We start from the raw sequence: 13,780 nt of genomic DNA, 5'->3' as shown, positions 1-13,780 counted from the left end.
TGATCTTTTCCGGGGCGGGTGCCATAGGGCCCCGTCCCGGATGACGGCATCCTGTCTGTTGTGTTTGCTTGTCGATCCCGGCCGATTCAGGACATTTGGCTCGTGTAAGGCCGGGACGAGCACAAATTCACTTCGCGAGAACAGTTCTCAATGGCGTAGGGAAGCCTCGATCTTCGGTAGCAGAAGTTCGTTCTCGCGTGCCATGCGTATCGCCTCTTGGTCCCGGAGGATAAGACTGTCCTGGGGATCGAATACGACGCCGTCACGCATCTGGGCGAGTGTCACGGCAGCGATATAGGCGGCGACGCATTCGGGTAAACCGGACCAATAGAAGGCATAAGCGGTGCTCCACCTTCTACCAAAGTCGATATCGTCGTAGGTTTCCGTGAGTTTGTCGAAATCGCACGGTCGAAATTCGAACGAAGCATCACGGGTTTTCCATTTTGCTTTGATCAGGCCCCCTTCCCCTATGAGGATCTGATCTCGGGAGAATTTCAAGTCGAACCCAAATCCGTCGATGGTTTTTTGCCATTCGATAAGGTTCGGAAACTGGCCGTCATAGAAAACGTAAAGATCCATGCTCATGGGTTCGGCCCTATGATTGAGAATGAACTAACCATCGCGTAGATGTAGCTTTTCGCGTCGAGTCCCTTCGAGATGTGCAGCTCGACGATAGGGACGTCGTCGCCGACGCCGAGATGCTGTCGGATCTGTGCCGCGCGTTCCGGGGTGAGCTTCGCGCCACCGGTCTTGACATCCCATACCGCCAAGATGGGCGCGGCATTCGTTCGACCGTCGCGGAGAACAATATCCGTCCTGATGCTGCCATTGAGGCCATACCGCACGGTGTCGCCGAGACTGAAACTCTGTTCGACTCCGCGCCGGCCTATCCCAGGAAAATCGGACTCTCTGATGAGTTTTGCTGCCTCGGTGTGGATGGCCGTTCCGTAGAGAGGCCCCCTTCCGGTCCCGACATTGGCGACGACTTCCTTCATGACCTCCACGAGGCGATCGGACGTCAGATCGATCTTCGGATGACCGGTCCGGTCGCGTCGAACGACGACGATGCCAGGTCCGCCTCCTCCACCATTCCACCGCCCTCTCTCGTCGCGAGACTGGCTGGCGTTGAACCCGGCCTTCACGGCATCGTAGGCGCTTCGAAGTAGAGCCAGTCGCAAGCGGATGGCAGCGACCTCGCATCGGTGGAGAGCAATCTGGAACTGCCGCGACATCATGCGTACCTCCGAATCGATGTAGGTCCTTATTCCCATACTATCTCGGAAAATACAACTTATGAGTGTTTTATCGCGTGACGATCGTTCCGGTTTGGCATCGCCGGAGTGGCGGCACGGTTTGTTCCAGGACTTCGTGCCTTCGTTTCAGAGAGCGCGTGAAAGTTTTTTTGTAGGACACCGCAAATTAGCTGCGCTTGGCCCGATCCCGCCGCCCGTGTAATAAAATGCGCATCGAGCGTCCGCCCGCCGTAACGCCAGCGGATAACGGACGCCTTCGCCCGTTCAACAATCGAGGCCATCCATGAGCGCCGGTACCGTTGCCGACAAGCACTTCTCGAATTCGTTCTTCAACGCGTCGCTCGCCGACGCCGATCCGGAAGTGGCCGCCGCCGTCGGTCAGGAACTCGGTCGTCAGCAGCACGAGATCGAGCTGATCGCCTCCGAGAACATCGTCTCCAAGGCGGTGCTCGAGGCTCAGGGGTCGGTCCTCACCAACAAGTACGCCGAGGGCTATCCGGGTCGCCGCTATTACGGCGGCTGTCAGTTCGTCGACATCGCCGAGAACCTCGCCATCGAGCGCGCCAAGCGCCTGTTCGATTGTGGCTTCGCCAACGTGCAGCCGAATTCCGGCTCCCAGGCGAACCAGGGCGTGTTCATGGCCCTCATGCAGCCGGGCGATACGTTCCTCGGCCTCGATCTCGCCGCCGGCGGCCACCTCACCCACGGCGCCCCCCCGAACGTGTCGGGCAAGTGGTTCAAGCCCGTCTCCTACACCGTGCGCCGCGACGACCAGCGCATCGACATGGAGCAGGTTGAGGCGCTCGCCCACGAGCACAAGCCCAAGGTGATCATCGCGGGTGGCTCCGGCTATCCCCGTCATTGGGACTTCGCCAAGTTCCGTGAGATCGCCGATGCCGTCGGCGCCTACTTCTTCGTCGACATGGCCCACTTCGCCGGCCTCGTCGCCGCCGGGGTGCACCCGTCGCCGTTCCCGCACGCGCACGTCGCCACCACCACGACCCACAAGACCCTGCGCGGCCCGCGCGGCGGCATGATCCTGACGAACGACGAGGCTCTGGCCAAGAAGTTCAACTCGGCGATCTTCCCCGGCCTCCAGGGCGGCCCGCTCATGCACGTCATCGCCGGCAAGGCGGTCGCCTTCGGCGAGGCCCTCAAGCCCGAGTTCAAGATCTACGCCCGTCAGGTCATCGAGAACGCCAAGGCGCTGGCCGACACCCTGATGTCGGGCGGCTACGACATCACCTCGGGCGGCACCGACAACCATCTCATGCTCGTCGACCTGCAGAAGAAGGGCCTCACCGGCAAGGCGGCGGAAGCGGCGCTCAGCCGCGCCGACATCACCTGCAACAAGAACGGCGTCCCGTTCGATCCTGCCAAGCCCACCATCACGTCGGGCATTCGGCTGGGCACCCCGGCCGGCACCTCGCGCGGCTTCGGCGTCGCCGAGTTCAAGCAGATCGGCGGCTTCATCGTGGAAGTCCTCGACGGCTTGGTCGCCAAGGGCGAAGCGGGCGATGCCGAGATCGAGGCGGCCGTGAAGCAGAAGGTTCACGCCCTCACCGACCGGTTCCCGATCTACGCCTGAGACCAGGCGGTGTTCGCGCTTAACGCGTGCACCGCAACACGCTAAGGGAGACGGCCGCGGACCGGAGGGTGCGCGGCCGTTTCTCGTTCTTCCCCGCTCCCCGCACAGGTGTCCGCCCGATGCGCTGTCCCTATTGCAGCGGCCCCGACACCCAGGTGAAGGATTCGCGCCCCACCGACGACGCCATCCGGCGGCGCCGGGTCTGCCCGGATTGCGGCGGCCGCTTCACCACCTTCGAGCGGGTGCAACTGCGCGAACTCACGGTGCTCAAGCGCTCGGGTAAGCGGGTGCCGTTCGACCGGGACAAGCTCGAGCGCTCCATCGGCGTGGCCCTGCGCAAGCGCGCCGTCGACCCGGAACGCGTCGAGCGCCTCGTCAGCGGCATCACCCGGCAGCTCGAGAGCGGCGGCGAGGGCGAGATCACCACGGAATCCATCGGCGAACTGGTGATGGAGGGGCTGAAGGGGCTCGACGACGTCGCGTATGTGCGCTTCGCCTCCGTCTATAAGAACTTCCGCGAGGCCAGCGACTTCAAGGCGCTCCTGGGTACCTTGGCCGAGGCGCCGCCCGGGGCCGCTCAGGGCGAGGAGCCCGACAGCACGGTGACGCCCCTGCGCGCCAAGCCCCGTCCGCGACCATGAGCGCGCGCGACACCGCCTACATGCGGCTGGCCCTGGCCCTCGGCCACCGCAATCTCGGGCGGACCTGGCCCAACCCCTCCGTCGGCGCCGTCGTGGTCGCGGACGGGCGCATCGTCGGACAGGGCGTGACCGAGGCCGGCGGGCGGCCCCATGCCGAACCCCAGGCCCTCGCCATGGCGGGCGCGGCCGCGCGCGGCGCCACCCTCTACGTCACCCTGGAGCCGTGCTCGCATCACGGCCGCACTCCGCCCTGCACCGACGCCATCGTGGCGTCCGGGATCGCCCGCGTGGTGACTGCCCTCGAAGACCCCGATCCGCGCGTCGCCGGACGGGGACACGCCCGCCTGCGCGAGGCCGGGATCGCCGTCGCGACGGACGTCCTGCGGGAGGAGGCGGCCCGCGACCATCGCGGCCACGTCACCCGCGTGACCCTCGGGCGGCCGAGCCTGCACCTCAAGCTCGCCCGGACCCGGGACGGCTTCGCCGCCGGGGCGCCTGACCAGCGATTGCGCATCACCGGCGCAATCGGCGACGGTGCCGTCCACCTGTGGCGGGCCCATGCCGACGCGATTCTCGTCGGCATCGGCACGGCCCGGGCCGACGACCCGTCGCTCACCGTGCGCCTGCCCGGCCTGTCCGGGCGCTCGCCCCTGCGCGTCGTCCTCGATTCGAGCCTGCGGCTCCAGCCGTCGAGCCACCTCGTTCGAGGCGCGCGCGACATTCCCACCCTCGTGGTCACCACCCGCAACGCGCCCGCCCATGTGAAGCGGATGCTGGCCTCGTTCGGCGTCGAGGTGATCGGCGTCGCCGCCGATGCGGCCGGGCGGGTCGATCTGCCCGCTGCCCTGGAAGCCTTGGCCGAGCGCGGCTTCACCCGCCTATGCTGCGAGGGCGGCCCCCGCCTCGCCGATGCCCTGGCGCGCGCCGACCTCATCGATGTCTGCACCCTGATCACCGGACCCACGGCCCTCGGGACGGGCGGCCTGCCGGCCATCGGGTCGCACCTCGCATCCAGCCTGGAGAAGGGCCATCTGAAGCCCGTCGAAGCGCGCGCGTTCGGTCCCGATCGCGCGATCACGTATGAGCGGAGCGTCTAGATGTTCACCGGTCTCGTCACCGACGTGGGAGAGGTCGTCGGCGTATCGGGGGACGACCGCCTGCGCCGCATCCGCATCCGCTCCGCCTACGATCCAGCCACCATCGCGCTGGGCGCCTCCATCGCCTGCTCCGGCCCGTGCCTGACGGCGGTCGCCGTGGACCCGGTGGCAGGGGGATGCGAATTCAGCGTCGACGCCGCCGCCGAGACCCTGGCGCTGACCACCGTCGGTACCTGGGTCGCGGGCACGCGGGTCAACCTCGAACGCTCCCTGAAGATCGGCGACGAACTCGGCGGCCACCTCGTCACCGGGCATGTCGATGGCCGTGCCGAGATCGTCGCCCGCGACTCCGTCACCGGGGGTACCGGCGATCCGCAATGGGCGCCGAGCGACCGCTTCACCCTGCGGGCTCCGGCCGGCCTGTCGCGCTTCATCGCCCAGAAGGGTTCGGTCTGCCTCGACGGCACCTCGCTGACGGTCAACACGGTTGCCGACGATCTCTTCTCCGTCCTCCTCATCCCCCACACCCTGGCGGTGACGACGTGGGGCCAGCGGCGCCAGGGCGATGCCCTCAACCTCGAGGTCGATCTCATCGCCCGCTACGCCGCGCGCCTCACGGAGGCGCAAGGCGCCCTGACCCGCTGAAGCCCTCCGCCGGGGAGCCGCTTGTCGGCCGGGCGCCTTCGGTCTATCGCTCGGCCCTTCCGATCGGGCAGGCTACGGCACGGGCTCGACGCGCGAGCCGGGACAACCCGGCCGATCCAGGGCGGCAACGTCGAGACGCACGAAAAGTCCGCTCCCGCGCCGCGCATCCACAAGGCCCCACGATGGTTTCGACCCAGCACGTCCCCCGCCCGTCGCCCGCCATCGTCCGGGGCGCCCGCGTCCTCGTGGTCGAGGCCCGCTACTACGACGAACTCGCCGACGCGATGCTGGCTGGCGCGCGTGCGACCCTCGACGCGGCCGAGGCGGAGACGACGGTGGTGACCGTGCCGGGCGCCCTCGAAATCCCTGCCGCCATCGCCATCCTGGTCGAGGCCGCCGCCCGCGCCGGCCAGCCCTACGACGCCGCCGTGGCGCTGGGCTGCGTCATCCGGGGCGAGACCGGACATTACGACATCGTCGCGAACGAGAGCGCGCGCGCCCTCATGGACCTCTCCGTCGCCCGGTTGCTGCCGCTGGGCAACGGCATCCTGACGGTGGAGACGGAGGCGCAGGCCTTCGCCCGCGCCCGCGTGTCCGAACTGAACAAGGGCGGCGGTGCCGCCGAGGCGGCGCTGGCGGTGCTGGCCCTGAAGCGGGCCGCCGCGGCCGCGCCCGTCGGAGAGGATTGAGCCCCATGGCCAAAGTCATCGAGCGCAGCGGCGCGCGCCTCTCCGTGGTGCAGGCGCTTTACGAGATGGAGATTTCCGGCAAGGGCGTCATCGAGGCAGTGGCCGAGTTCGAGACCTTCTGGATCGGCCAGACCGTCGACGGTGTCGAACACCCGCCGGCCGAGATCGCCTTCTTCCGCGATCTCCTGCGCGGCGTGGTCGAGGAGCAGCGCGCCATCGATCCGATGCTCGACAATGCCCTGTCGCAAGGCTGGCCCCTGAAGCGCATCGAGATGGTCCTGCGCGCGATCCTGCGCGCCGGGGCCTATGAGCTCATGCACCGCCGCGACGTGCCGGCCCGTGCCGCCATCTCCGAATACGTCGATGTCGCCCACAGCTTCTACGGCGGCGACGAGCCCGGCATGGTCAACGCCGTCCTCGACAAGGTGGCCCGCGAGGTCCGGGGCCAGGAATTTGCTGGTCTGCCGGGTTCCAGCCTGCCCGGTTCGGGCCGGGCGTGAGCCGCGACCGTCCCACCGAGGACGGGCTGATCGCGCGTTACTTCGCGCCGCTGGCCGGCCCCGGCGCAGACGGGATGCGCGACGACGCCGCCACCCTCACGCCGACTCCCGGCCACGACCTCGTGCTGACCGCCGACGCCATCGTGGCCGGTGTACACTTCTTCCCCGACGATCCGCCGTCCTCCATCGCCCGCAAGGCCGTCGGGGTGAACTTTTCGGATTTGGCCGCCAAGGGGGCGGCTCCGCGCGGCATTCTCCTGACCCTGGCCTTGCCCGACGATTGGACGGAGGCGTGGCTCGCCGCCTTCGCCACAGGCCTCGGCGACGCCCTGTCGGCGTTCGGCGGCGCGCTGCTGGGCGGCGACACGGTCCGGGCCGCCGGGCCCCTGTCGGTGGGCGTCACGGCGCTGGGCGAAGTGCCCGCCGGCACCATGGTGCGGCGGATGACGGCGGCGATCGGCGACGTGCTCTGCGTCAGCGGTACCATCGGCGACGCCGCCCTCGGCCTGCCCCTGTGCCGTTCACCCCTGCCGGATTGGGGCGATGCCATCGGCGCGGCGGATCGCGCCGCCCTGGTCGCCCGCTACCGGCATCCGCGCCCGCGCCTCGGCCTCGCACCGGTCCTGCGGCGGCACGCCCGCGCCGCCATGGACATCTCGGACGGGCTCGCGGGGGATCTCGCCAAGATGCTGAAGGGGGAGGGGCGCTGCGCCCTTGTCCGTCTCGCCGACGTTCCGCTCTCTCAAGCTGCTGCAAGCGCCGCAGCGCACGCGCCGGACCTGATGGATACGATCGTCACCGGGGGAGACGATTACGAGATCCTCTGCGCGGTTCCACCCGAAAGCCTCGCGGCGATTCGCGCCGGGGCGGAAGCCGTCGGCATCCCCCTCCACCCCATCGGTACGGTCTTGGCCGGGGACGGGCCCCCCGTCTTCGAAGCCGCGGATGGCGCGCGAAAGACCTACGCGGCGGCCTCCTTCAGCCACTTCTGACGCGGCGCATTAGGCGGCCTCATCGTCCTCGGGCGGCTCCGGGTCGGCGGTCCACTGGGTGGCGAAGGCCGCGAGCTGGCGGGCGTCGGCGAACGCCATCACGGCGACCACCCGGTCGGCCGGCATCGCGCCCGGATAGGGGGCGAGCAGCACCTTCTCCTGGGAGAACTTCGCGCCGGGCGCGTGTTCGGCGATCCAGGCCTCGGCCTCCGGCGCGAGCCGGGTCGGATCGGAGGCATCGCGGGCGCGGGAGTCCGACCGCAACACCAGCACGTAGGGGCCGAGCGTCGGGTTACGCTGCTGAAGAGCCTGGATGATGTCGATCATGGTGTCCTCGTCGCGCACCGGACCCGAGCCGGCGGCGGCCTACGGTTGAATATCTTCGCTGATACTAATTCCGGCTCGATCGTTCGGGGGCCGACGCGGGTCCCCCTCTCCTTCCAGGAGAGGGGGCACGTCGCGTGAATACCGACCGAAGTCATCACCCGGAAACCGTATCAGCCAAAAACCCTCAGTGCAGTTTCACCCGCGATTCCGTACGGCGGGTCAGCGCGCGGGCGACGGCGTCGAGGGCGGTCTTCACGGTGCCGTGCAGGGCCTGCTCGTGCATCTTGTACAGCGAGCGGTACATCATCCGGGCGAACAGCCCGGCGATGAACATGTTCTTGCCCCGCACGAAGCCCATCAGGCTGCCCACCGTCGAGTATTCGCCAAGGGACACCAGCGAGCCGAAGTCGCGGTACTTGAACGGCTTCAACGGCTTGCCGGCGATCTTGGCGGGGATGAGCTTGATGAGATGGCTCGCCTGCTGATGCGCCGCCTGGGCGCGGGGCGGGATCGGCGTATCCGAGCCCTTCTCCACGAGGTAGGCGCAGTCGCCGATGGCGAAGATGTCTGGGTCGCGCGTGGTCTGCAGGGATGGCGTCACCACGAGTTGGTTGTTGCGCGTGGTCTCGAGGCCGCCGATGTCGTGCAGGAACGGCGGCGCCTTCACGCCGGCGGCCCAGACCACGAGTTCGGACGGAATGAAGCCCCCGTCGGCGAGTTGCACGCCGTCGGCCCGGACCTCGGTGACGCGGGCGTTGATCCGCACTTCGACGCCGATCTTGTCGAGCAGGCGCACCACGTCCTGCGACAGGCGCTCGGGCACCGCCGGCAGGATGCGGGAGGCCGCCTCCACCAGGGTGATCTTGAGGTCTTTGTCCGGGTCGATCCGGTCGAGGCCCGTGGAGGCCACGTCGCGGGTGGTCCGATGCAGCTCGGCCGCGAGCTCGGTGCCCGTCGCGCCGGCGCCGATCACCGTAACGTGGAGCTGGCCCGGACGCACGGGGCCGACCTGGGTGTGGGCGCGCAGCATGCCGTTGACGAGGCGCTGGTGGAAGCGCACCGCCTGGTCCTGCGTGTCGAGGGCGATGGCGTTCTCCTTCACCCCCGGCGTGCCGAAATCGTTGGTGGTGGAGCCGACCGCGAGCACCAGGGTGTCGTAGCCGATGGACCGCACGGGCGTGACCTCGCGCCCCTCCGCGTCGTGGCTCGCGGCGAGCTGGATCGTGTGCGTCGCTCGGTCGAGGCCGGTCATCTGGCCGATGCGGTAGCGGAAATGGTGGCGGTGGGCGTGGTGGAGGTAATCCACCGCGTGGTGGCCGACATCGAGGCTGCCGGCGGCGACCTCGTGCAGCAGCGGCTTCCAGATATGGGTGCGCGCGCGGTCGACGAGGGTGACGTGTGCCTTGCCGGACTTGCCCAGCGCGTCGCCGAGCTTCGTCGCCAGCTGAAGGCCCGCCGCGCCGCCGCCGACGACCACGATGCGATGCAGGTTTTCCACGGATTCGCCCGGTACCATGCGTTTGTCGTCCTGCGTCTCGTCAAGGAAGGGGGCGGATGTCGAGCCAGCGTGAACGCCGTGTGGCGCCGGGGGCACCGCCCATTCTTAGAACGCTTATATTTGGGGTGAGCACGTTCGGGTCAAAGAAAATTATGCGTCAGGCAGGCGCGCCGGCCTGGCGCAGGGGGTGCGCCCGCGCGAAGGCCTCCTGCGACAGGCAATCCTCCGCGATGCGCCGGACCGTCGGGTAGGGCGCGGTCTCCACTCCGAAGATGCCGGTGCCGACCCAGAGGCTGACAAGGCAGAGGTCGGCGTGGCTCACCGCGTCGCCTTGCGCGTAGCGTCCGGTCCCAGGCTCCCGGGTCAGGCGAGTCTCGAGGGTCTTCAACCCGCTCTCGAACCAGTGGCGCACGAAGCCCATCATCCGGTCCTTCGGGATGTCGTAGGCCTGCATGAGGTAGTTGCGCACCCGGGGCACATAGAGTGGGTGGGTGTCGCAGGCCACCACCTGGGCGAGCGAGCGGGCGCGTGCACGGGCGCGCGGATCGGCCGGCAGCAGCGGCACGGCGGGGTGGATGTCCTCGAGATAGTCGAGGATGGCGAGCGACTGGGTCAGGGGCGGCCCGTCGCCGTCGAAGAAGGCCGGCACCGCGCCCTGCGGGTTGATCGCCAGGAACTCTGGCTTGAATTGGTCGCCCGCATCGAGATCGATGAAGGTCTCTTCGCAGGGGATGCCCTTGAGGTTGAGGGCGATCCGCACCCGGAAGGCGGCGGCCGAGCGCCAGTTGCCGTACATCTTCACGCGCGTCGTCTCTCCGTGGCGATGCGCGACCACACCCGACATCGCTCCGGACCGCAACCCCCTCCGCCGGGGACCGTCATGAAACCGATGCGGTGGCCGTGATCCTGCTTTGTCGCAGGCGAATTTGGCAGCGCGGGATTCCTCGCGCATAGCGGACCGACGCTGAAGACGCGGGCGCGCGGCCCCAGGGATGGACGAGCATGCAGATCGAGACGCCCTACCTCATGTTCCTCGGCGACGTACCCGACACCCTGGCGGCCAAGACCGCCTACGGCATCAAGGATTGGCGTCCCGAATGGTGCGTCGGCCAGATGCGTCTGCCCGGCTGCGCCGCCGATCTCGGCATTCCCGACCTCACCCTCGCGCAAGCCGTGGAGAAGGGCTGCCGCACGATGGTGATCGGTGTCGCCAACGCGGGGGGCGTCCTGCCCGACCACTGGGTCTCGGAGATCGTCGCGGCGCTGGAGGCCGGCCTCGATATCGCCAGCGGGCTGCACGCCCGCCTCGGCGCTGTGCCGGCCATCGCGGCGGCGGCCGAGGCCAACGGGCGCCAGCTCCACGACGTGCGCCACACCTCCGAGACTTTCGCCACGGGCAAGGGCACGAAGCGCCCCGGCAAGCGCCTGCTCAGCGTCGGCACCGACTGCTCGGTGGGCAAGAAGTACACGGTGCTGGCGCTTGAGCGCGGCATGCGGGATCGCGGCCTCGACGCGGATTTCCGCGCTACGGGCCAGACCGGCGTGTTCATCTCGGGACGTGGCGTCGCCATCGACGCCGTGGTGGCGGACTTCATCTCCGGCGCCGTCGAGTGGATCGCCCCGGCGGCCGCGCCCGACCATTGGGACCTTCTGGAAGGGCAGGGCTCTCTGTTCCACCCGTCCTTCGCCGGCGTCAGCCTCGGGCTGCTGCATGGAGCGCAGGCCGACGCGTTCATCGTCTGCCACGAGCCGAGCCGCACCGCCATGCGGGGGGTGCAGCATCCCCTGCCGACGATCCGGGAGGTCATCGACCTCACGGTGCAACTCGGACGCCTCACCAATCCCGACATCCGCCCCGTGGGGATCGCGGTGAACACCCAGAGCCTGGAAGAGGGCGCCGCCCGGACGCTGCTCGCCGATCTGGCCCGCGAGCACGGCCTGCCGGCCACCGACCCCGTGCGCTTCGGCGTCGGGGAGATCGTCGACCGTCTCATCGCCGAGTTCCCGGCCGGGGCCGCCGCATGAGCCGGGTCCTCGCCGCCGCCATCGAACGCTTCCCCATCGCGGGGGCGTTCACCATCGCGCGTGGCAGCCGCACGGAGGCCGTCGTCGTCCTTGCCACCATCACGGATACGGAGGGGCGTGTCGGGCGCGGCGAGTGCGTGCCGTACGCCCGCTACGGCGAGACCGTGGACAGCGTGCGCGACCTCATCCTGGCGCAGGCCGATGCCATCGCGGCCGGGGCGTCGCGGACGGATCTGCTCACCGCCATGAAGCCGGGCGCGGCCCGCAACGCCCTCGATTGCGCCCTGTTCGACCTGGAGGCGAAGCAGCTCGGCCGCCCGGCCTGGGAGATCGCCGGTCTCAGTGCCCCCGAGGTCGCCACCACCGCCTACACCCTCAGCCTCGGCGATCCGGAGAGCATGGAGGCCGCCGCCCGCGCGGCCGCCGCCCGTCCGCTCCTCAAGGTGAAGCTCGGGGGGGAGGGCGACCCGGACCGGATCGCCGCCGTGCGCCGCGGGGCGCCCCGATCGCGCCTCGTGGTCGATGCCAACGAGGCATGGCGGCCCGACACCCTGGAAGCGAACCTCGCCGCTTGCGTCGCGGCGCAAGTCGAACTCATCGAGCAGCCCCTGCCGGCGGGCGAGGACGAGATCCTGGCCACCATCCCGCGGCCGATCCCGATCTGCGCCGACGAGAGCCTGCACGACCGCGCCGGCCTCGACGCCCTCGCGACCCGCTACGACGCCATCAACATCAAGCTCGACAAGGCCGGCGGCCTCACCGAGGCGGTGATGCTGGCCCACGAGGCCCGTGCCCGCGGCTTCTCCCTGATGATCGGCTGCATGGTCGGAACATCGCTCGCCATGGCGCCCGCCATGCTGCTCGCGCACCACGCCGACTTCGTCGATCTCGACGGTCCGCTGCTTCTGGCCCGGGACCGAGACCCCGCCCTGGTGTTCGACGGCAGCCTGATCCACCCGCCGACGCCGGAGTTGTGGGGGTAGGTTCGGTGCTGTTGCCGGCACGCCGGTCTCCTCAGGGCGCGCCGACCACCCGGAGCGGGCTCGAACGACGCGCCCGGCTCGTCGGGTCAGGCGCAGCACAGCGGGTCTGGTTGCGGCCGGTGGCCTTGGCCTCGTAGAGCGCGATATCGGCGCGTTTGTAGAGATCGGCCGTCGCGCTGCCGACGCCGGGGGTCGGCACGACGGTCGCGGCCCCGATGCTCACGGTGACCGAACCCGCGCCCAGGGACGCCGCCTCCACCGTCAGCGTCGCCATCTCCGCGTGGACGCGATCGGCGATCCGTAGGGCACCCGCCGAGTCCGTTTCCGGCAGGAGCAGGACGAACTCCTCCCCGCCGACACGAAAGACGAGATCCTCGGGACGGTGAACGCTGGCTGCGAGGCAGCGCGCCAGCCCGATCAGCACCTCGTCGCCGACCGCATGGCCGTAGCGGTCGTTGTAGCGCTTGAAATGGTCGGCATCGACCACGAGCAGGGACAGCGGTTCGCCGGTGCGCCCGGCACTCCGCCACGCGCGATCGAACATCGTCTCGAAGCGCCGCCGGTTCGACAGGCCCGTGAGGGCATCCGTCTGCGACAGCCGGGCCAGCTCCGCCTGCGCCTCCGAGCGGCGGCGCAACTCGCGTCCGAACAGCAGCGAGAGGCTGGCGGTGAGGCCGCACAGCACGAGGACGATGAGGCCGAGGACGAGGGCGTGCTCGCGCCACTCGGCCTCGACCTCGTCGCGGGACAGGGCGACGTTGAGGAGCATCGGATGATCGCCGATGCCCGTGAAGCTGTAATGCCGTTCGAACCCGTCGCTGAATGTGCGGCTGACGAAGCTGCCGCGTCCTTCGCGGACGAAGCGAACGAAGTTCGGGACCTCGGCGAAGCTCTTGCCGATGGTGTCTCCGTCGAACGGATAACGCATGATGCGTGTGCCGTCGCGCAGATACAGCGCGATGGTGCCGAGGCGCCCGAGACCGATATCCTCGAACAACCCGCTGAAGTACGTCAGCTTCAGCGAGCCCAGAACGACACCGCCGAACGAGCCGTCCGGCTTGTCGATGCGGCGGCTGAGGACGAGGACTTGGGTTCCGAGAAGCTGCGACACGATGGGGCCGCTGATCACGAGGCCGAGATCGGCGCGCGCCCGGTGTGCCTGGAAGTAGGCGCGCGCCGAATTGTTGAGCTTGCGCGCCGGCACGGCCCCGGAATCGACGATGCTTTCGCCATGCTCGTCGAGGACGAGCATCACGCCCATGTCTCGCGCCGAGATGGCCCGGTCGAACAGGATGAGCTGCCGCATCTCCGGGGTCGCCTGCGCGACGCCGGGTTCCCGCAGGTTGTCGATGACGCCCTGGAGGGACAGGTCGATGATTTCGATGTTGCGGGCGATGTCGCGTTCGAGAACCTGGAGAAGGTTCTTCGAATTCTGCTCGGCCTTGCTCCAGGCATCGCGGCGCAGGTCGAGTAGCATGATCCCGGACACGAGAAGCATGCCGATCGGCGCGAGAATTCCGAGGGCGATCCCGAGGCGCCCCA

Annotated in this window: 15 protein-coding genes; 9 read left to right on the top strand and 6 right to left on the bottom strand. The window is 68.9% G+C overall.

The window, feature by feature from the left end; all coding sequences use genetic code 11:
• Nucleotides 1-147: 147 nt before the first annotated feature.
• On the bottom strand, nt 148-585 hold the full coding sequence (locus ASG60_RS08500) for a hypothetical protein (RefSeq protein ID WP_162244783.1): 438 nt from the start codon (nt 583-585) through the stop codon (nt 148-150).
• Complete coding sequence (locus ASG60_RS08495; RefSeq protein WP_156398842.1) at nt 582-1,235, bottom strand: hypothetical protein; 654 nt, start codon at nt 1,233-1,235, stop codon at nt 582-584. The genes ASG60_RS08500 and ASG60_RS08495 overlap by 4 nt, the downstream gene beginning before the upstream one ends.
• Nucleotides 1,236-1,536: 301 nt before the next feature.
• On the opposite strand from ASG60_RS08495, the gene glyA reads away from it, so the two are divergent.
• The 7 genes from glyA (at nt 1,537) to thiL (ending at nt 7,405) form a co-directional block, all read left to right on the top strand.
• Nucleotides 1,537-2,841, top strand: a complete 1,305-nt coding sequence (gene glyA / locus ASG60_RS08490; RefSeq protein ID WP_056086469.1) for a serine hydroxymethyltransferase — start codon at nt 1,537-1,539, stop codon at nt 2,839-2,841.
• Between the two features lie 119 nt (nt 2,842-2,960).
• On the top strand, nt 2,961-3,482 hold the full coding sequence (gene nrdR, locus ASG60_RS08485) for a transcriptional regulator NrdR (protein ID WP_056385004.1): 522 nt from the start codon (nt 2,961-2,963) through the stop codon (nt 3,480-3,482).
• A 20-nt stretch (nt 3,483-3,502) separates the two neighbouring features.
• The gene (gene ribD / locus ASG60_RS08480) at nt 3,503-4,579 is read left to right on the top strand and encodes a bifunctional diaminohydroxyphosphoribosylaminopyrimidine deaminase/5-amino-6-(5-phosphoribosylamino)uracil reductase RibD (RefSeq protein WP_082531690.1); all 1,077 of its coding nucleotides are present in this window, start codon (nt 3,503-3,505) and stop codon (nt 4,577-4,579) included.
• A complete protein-coding gene (locus tag ASG60_RS08475) occupies nt 4,580-5,224 on the top strand; it encodes a riboflavin synthase (RefSeq protein ID WP_056169894.1) in 645 nt (214 codons plus the stop codon). It begins immediately after the preceding gene.
• A 182-nt stretch (nt 5,225-5,406) separates the two neighbouring features.
• The gene (gene ribH, locus ASG60_RS08470; RefSeq protein WP_056169891.1) at nt 5,407-5,913 is read left to right on the top strand and encodes a 6,7-dimethyl-8-ribityllumazine synthase; all 507 of its coding nucleotides are present in this window, start codon (nt 5,407-5,409) and stop codon (nt 5,911-5,913) included.
• Between the two features lie 5 nt (nt 5,914-5,918).
• Nucleotides 5,919-6,413, top strand: coding sequence for a transcription antitermination factor NusB (nusB, locus tag ASG60_RS08465; protein ID WP_056169889.1), 495 nt, complete (start codon nt 5,919-5,921; stop codon nt 6,411-6,413).
• Complete coding sequence (thiL, locus tag ASG60_RS08460; RefSeq protein ID WP_056304441.1) at nt 6,410-7,405, top strand: thiamine-phosphate kinase; 996 nt, start codon at nt 6,410-6,412, stop codon at nt 7,403-7,405. Before nusB ends, thiL begins: the two co-directional genes overlap by 4 nt.
• Before the next feature lie 9 nt (nt 7,406-7,414).
• On the opposite strand, the gene ASG60_RS08455 is transcribed toward thiL, so the two are convergent.
• From ASG60_RS08455 to maiA, 3 genes are all read right to left on the bottom strand, one after another.
• Entirely contained in the window at nt 7,415-7,732 is a 318-nt protein-coding gene (locus ASG60_RS08455) for a hypothetical protein (RefSeq protein ID WP_056170661.1), read from the bottom strand.
• 184 nt (nt 7,733-7,916) lie between these two features.
• Entirely contained in the window at nt 7,917-9,248 is a 1,332-nt protein-coding gene (locus ASG60_RS08450) for an NAD(P)/FAD-dependent oxidoreductase (protein WP_056169883.1), read from the bottom strand.
• 139 nt (nt 9,249-9,387) lie between these two features.
• Complete coding sequence (gene maiA / locus ASG60_RS08445; RefSeq protein ID WP_056385284.1) at nt 9,388-10,032, bottom strand: maleylacetoacetate isomerase; 645 nt, start codon at nt 10,030-10,032, stop codon at nt 9,388-9,390.
• A gap of 200 nt (nt 10,033-10,232) precedes the next feature.
• On the opposite strand from maiA, the gene dgcN reads away from it, so the two are divergent.
• Nucleotides 10,233-11,255, top strand: coding sequence for an N-acetyltransferase DgcN (gene dgcN, locus ASG60_RS08440; protein ID WP_056385000.1), 1,023 nt, complete (start codon nt 10,233-10,235; stop codon nt 11,253-11,255).
• The gene (gene dgcA, locus ASG60_RS08435; RefSeq protein WP_056384998.1) at nt 11,252-12,238 is read left to right on the top strand and encodes an N-acetyl-D-Glu racemase DgcA; all 987 of its coding nucleotides are present in this window, start codon (nt 11,252-11,254) and stop codon (nt 12,236-12,238) included. The genes dgcN and dgcA overlap by 4 nt, the downstream gene beginning before the upstream one ends.
• Nucleotides 12,239-12,269: 31 nt before the next feature.
• Here dgcA and ASG60_RS08430 read toward each other — a convergent pair whose 3' ends face one another.
• Nucleotides 12,270-13,736, bottom strand: a complete 1,467-nt coding sequence (locus ASG60_RS08430; protein ID WP_082531689.1) for a sensor domain-containing diguanylate cyclase — start codon at nt 13,734-13,736, stop codon at nt 12,270-12,272.
• Nucleotides 13,737-13,780: the final 44 nt, after the last annotated feature.

The sequence above is a fragment of the Methylobacterium sp. Leaf469 genome, assembly GCF_001424745.1.
Taxonomy (GTDB): domain Bacteria; phylum Pseudomonadota; class Alphaproteobacteria; order Rhizobiales; family Beijerinckiaceae; genus Methylobacterium.
The sequence above is the reverse complement of the archived record's forward strand: the minus strand, read 5'-3'. Positions and strand labels throughout refer to the sequence as shown.

Coding starts and splice junctions, on each gene's coding strand:
- ASG60_RS08500 (WP_162244783.1), bottom strand. CDS start 585: ATGAGCATGGATCTTTACGTTTTCTATGACGGCCAGTTTCCGAACCTT.
- ASG60_RS08495 (WP_156398842.1), bottom strand. CDS start 1,235: ATGATGTCGCGGCAGTTCCAGATTGCTCTCCACCGATGCGAGGTCGCT.
- glyA (WP_056086469.1), top strand. CDS start 1,537: ATGAGCGCCGGTACCGTTGCCGACAAGCACTTCTCGAATTCGTTCTTC.
- nrdR (WP_056385004.1), top strand. CDS start 2,961: ATGCGCTGTCCCTATTGCAGCGGCCCCGACACCCAGGTGAAGGATTCG.
- ribD (WP_082531690.1), top strand. CDS start 3,503: ATGCGGCTGGCCCTGGCCCTCGGCCACCGCAATCTCGGGCGGACCTGG.
- ASG60_RS08475 (WP_056169894.1), top strand. CDS start 4,580: ATGTTCACCGGTCTCGTCACCGACGTGGGAGAGGTCGTCGGCGTATCG.
- ribH (WP_056169891.1), top strand. CDS start 5,407: ATGGTTTCGACCCAGCACGTCCCCCGCCCGTCGCCCGCCATCGTCCGG.
- nusB (WP_056169889.1), top strand. CDS start 5,919: ATGGCCAAAGTCATCGAGCGCAGCGGCGCGCGCCTCTCCGTGGTGCAG.
- ASG60_RS08455 (WP_056170661.1), bottom strand. CDS start 7,732: ATGATCGACATCATCCAGGCTCTTCAGCAGCGTAACCCGACGCTCGGC.
- ASG60_RS08450 (WP_056169883.1), bottom strand. CDS start 9,248: ATGGTACCGGGCGAATCCGTGGAAAACCTGCATCGCATCGTGGTCGTC.
- dgcN (WP_056385000.1), top strand. CDS start 10,233: ATGCAGATCGAGACGCCCTACCTCATGTTCCTCGGCGACGTACCCGAC.
- dgcA (WP_056384998.1), top strand. CDS start 11,252: ATGAGCCGGGTCCTCGCCGCCGCCATCGAACGCTTCCCCATCGCGGGG.
- ASG60_RS08430 (WP_082531689.1), bottom strand. CDS start 13,736: ATGCTTCTCGTGTCCGGGATCATGCTACTCGACCTGCGCCGCGATGCC.